2 protein-coding genes are annotated in these 2,446 nt (G+C 67.7%); both read right to left on the bottom strand.

All coding sequences use genetic code 11. The features are described 5' to 3' along the window. Positions 1–838, bottom strand: an 838-nt coding sequence (locus tag C5O18_RS08570; RefSeq protein WP_105193145.1) for an alpha-E domain-containing protein, incomplete at its 3' end; no start/stop codon positions are given. Between the two features lie 2 nt (positions 839–840). After that, complete coding sequence (locus C5O18_RS08575; protein ID WP_105193147.1) at positions 841–2,340, bottom strand: circularly permuted type 2 ATP-grasp protein; 1,500 nt, start codon at positions 2,338–2,340, stop codon at positions 841–843. Between the last annotated feature and the right edge of the window lie 106 nt (positions 2,341–2,446).

Genomic DNA, 2,446 nt, shown 5'->3' on the forward strand with positions numbered 1-2,446 from the left:
GGGCGAAGTCCTTCTCCCAGCTGCCGAAACGCAGGCGGGCGTAGGTCTCGGCCACCAGGCGGCGCACCTTGCGGCTCTGTTCGCCGTTGATCACGTCCAGCGCCTTGGCCACTTCGGCGAAGCAGGCGTGCAGCGAGCGCGGCAGGTCGTGGCGCAGCAGCAGCAGCTCGCCGATGTGATGCACGCTCAGGCTGTCGCTGTAGATGTCGCGGTAGGCCTCGAAGGCCGACAGCGCACGCAGCAGCGCCGCCCAGGCGTAGTACGAGGGCCGCCCGGTCTCGTCCGGCGCCGCGAAGGCCTCCAGATGGTGCCGGAACAGGCGCGTGGTGTTGTCGGCGCGCTCCAGGTAGGTGCCCAGGCGCGAGAAGTGGAAGGCATCGTTGCGCTGGCTGGTGCCGACCAGCACGCCGCGATACAGGTGCGAGCGCTCCTTGACCCACTCCAGGAACCGGGTCTGCCCCATGTGGCGGATCTTGATGCGGTTGGCGGTCCGGGCCTCCAGCCAGGTGGCGTTGACCGCCTCCCAGAGCTCGCCGGTGATGGTGCCGCGCACCACATGCGCGTTCTCGCGCGCCTGGCGCAGCGAGCTGATGATGCTCGACGGGCTGTCGGCATGCAGCATGAGGAAGTAGGCCACTTCCTCGGCGTTGAGCGGACGGCCGGTCTCGTCAAACATGGCGCGCAGGTCGATCACGTCCAGCGGCATGGCCACCATGCTCTCGCCGGCGCCGGGCATGAGCGCGAGCTGCTGGCTGACATCGAGCAGGCGGGCCAGATTCTCGGCGCGCTCCATGTAGCGCGCCATCCAGAACAGCGAAGATGCGGTACGGCTGAGCATGATCAGGCCTCCCCGCCAGCGGTCTTGCCGGCCTGCTGCGTCTGCTTCTGCGACGCCGGTTTCGACGCGCCGGCTGCCGGCCGGTCCTCCACGATCCAGGTGTCCTTGGTGCCGCCGCCCTGCGACGAGTTCACCACCAGCGAGCCCTCCTTCAGCGCCACGCGGGTCAGCCCCCCCGGCACCATGACCACCTCCTTGCCGGACAGCACGAACGGACGCAGGTCGAGGTGGCGCGGCGCCACGCCGCTCTCCACGAAGGTCGGACAGGTCGACAGCGACAGCGTCGGCTGCGCGATGAACTCCGCCGGGTTGGCGATGATGCGCTGGCGGTAGGCCTCGATCTCGGCCTTCGAGCTGGTCGGACCGATCAGCATGCCGTAGCCGCCGGAGCCGTGGACTTCCTTCACCACCAGCTCGGGCAGGTGGTCGAGCACGTACTTCAGGTCGTCCGGCCGGCGCAGCAGCCAGGTCGGCACGTTCTGCAGGATGGGCTCCTCGCTGAGGTAGAAGCGCACCATGTCCGGCACATAGGGGTAGATCGACTTGTCGTCGGCGACACCGGTGCCGACGGCATTGGTGATCGCCACCTTGCCGGCGCGGTACACCGACAGGATGCCGGGCACGCCGAGCACGGACTCGGGCTTGAACGCCAGCGGATCGAGGTAGGCGTCGTCGATGCGGCGGTAGATCACGTCCACGCGCTGCGGCCCCGAGGTGGTGCGCATCCACACGTAGCCGTCGCGCACGAACAGGTCCGGCCCCTCGACCAGCTCCACGCCCATCTGCTGGGCCAGGAAGGCATGCTCGAAATAGGCCGAGTTGTAGCGCCCCGGCGTCAGCACCACCACGGTGGGGTTGCTCACGCCCTCGGGCGCGGCGGCCTGCAGCGTTTCCAGCAGCAGCGTCGGGTAGTGGTCGACCGGCGCCACGGCATGGGTCGCGAACAGCTCGGGGAACAGGCGCATCATCATCTTGCGGTTCTCCAGCATGTAGGAGACCCCGCTCGGGGTGCGCAGGTTGTCTTCGAGCACGTAGTACGCACCATCATGGTGCCGCACCAGGTCGATGCCGGCGATCTGGGCATAGATGCGGTTGGGCAGCGTGACGCCCTGCATGGCGACCTGGTAGTCGGCATTGGCGAGGATGACCTCGGGCGGAATCACGCCGGCCTTGAGGATGCTCTGCTCGTGGTAGATGTCGTGCAGGAACATGTTCAGCGCCGTGGCGCGCTGGCGCAAGCCGCGCGCCAGCACCTCCCACTCGGAGGCGGGAATCATGCGGGGGATGGCGTCGAAGGGGATCAGGCGCTCGGCGCCGGCCTCGTCGCCGTAGACCGCGAAGGTGATGCCGACGCGACGGAACAGCAGGTCCGCCTCCTGTCGCTTCTGCGCCATTTCCTCGGGGGGGCGCTGAGCCAGCCATTCGTGATAGTGGGCATAGTGCGGGCGGACCAGATCGGTGCCTGCGAACATCTCGTCATACGGGGGTGCAATCACGCTCATGGCAGTCCATCCAGGTTTCCAGTCGGATGAAGCAAGGGCTGTGCCATGAATTGGTGCAGACTGGCACGACCCGTCGTGCCCGGGTCCGGTCAGAGCAGCTCTACCA

Origin of the sequence: Amnimonas aquatica, assembly GCF_002943415.1 — a bacterium.
In the GTDB taxonomy this organism is placed as follows: domain Bacteria; phylum Pseudomonadota; class Gammaproteobacteria; order Pseudomonadales; family Moraxellaceae; genus Perlucidibaca; species Perlucidibaca aquatica_A.

Coding starts and splice junctions, on each gene's coding strand:
- C5O18_RS08575 (WP_105193147.1), bottom strand. CDS start 2,340: ATGAGCGTGATTGCACCCCCGTATGACGAGATGTTCGCAGGCACCGAT.